Genomic DNA, 506 nt, shown 5'->3' with positions numbered 1-506 from the left:
GAATTAAACCTTCCTTTTCATAAAACCTAATTGTTAATACTGAACATGAGGTTTTTTTAGAGAGTTCACCAATTTTTAAATGCATTGAGTTAGTATTTCCAAAGATTCTTGACTCTATAGTAACTATAGGGATTCTAATATTCAAAGTTTATAATTTTTTTAATGGGTATAATTATGAGTGGTTGTGGATGTAGTAAAGAAACACCATGCGAAGATAAGAAATCTCAACAAGAAAATCATCCATCAATTGCAGAAGCAAACAATTCAAAGAATTGTGATAATACGCTTAGCTGTTGTGGTGAAGAGGAAGAAAAAAAATCTTCATCTCCTTGCTGTAACACTTCAAACAGTTGTGAAGATACCGCTCAATCCTGTTATGGTTCTGATCCCAAAGAAAATTTAAGCACTGAAGATATTTTAAAAGATTCGCACTACATGAGTGAATACTTAGTTCCCAAAATGGATTGTTCTGCGGAAGAACAGATGGTTCGTATGGCGCTATCTTC

At 33.0% G+C, this 506-nt stretch carries 1 protein-coding gene and 1 pseudogene; one reads left to right on the top strand and one right to left on the bottom strand.

Going from position 1 to position 506, the window contains the following annotated elements:
- Positions 1–85, bottom strand: an 85-nt coding sequence (locus tag NI462_RS14960; RefSeq protein WP_253161244.1) for a MerR family DNA-binding transcriptional regulator, incomplete at its 3' end; no start/stop codon positions are given.
- Between the two features lie 89 nt (positions 86–174).
- On the opposite strand from NI462_RS14960, the pseudogene NI462_RS14955 reads away from it, so the two are divergent.
- Positions 175–506 (top strand): annotated as a pseudogene (locus tag NI462_RS14955) (cation transporter); the annotation flags it as partial.

The sequence above is a fragment of the Acinetobacter lwoffii genome, from assembly GCF_024129715.1.
Classification (GTDB): domain Bacteria; phylum Pseudomonadota; class Gammaproteobacteria; order Pseudomonadales; family Moraxellaceae; genus Acinetobacter; species Acinetobacter lwoffii_U.
Note: the sequence above shows the minus strand (reverse complement) of the source record. Positions and strands in the feature narration are given on the sequence as shown.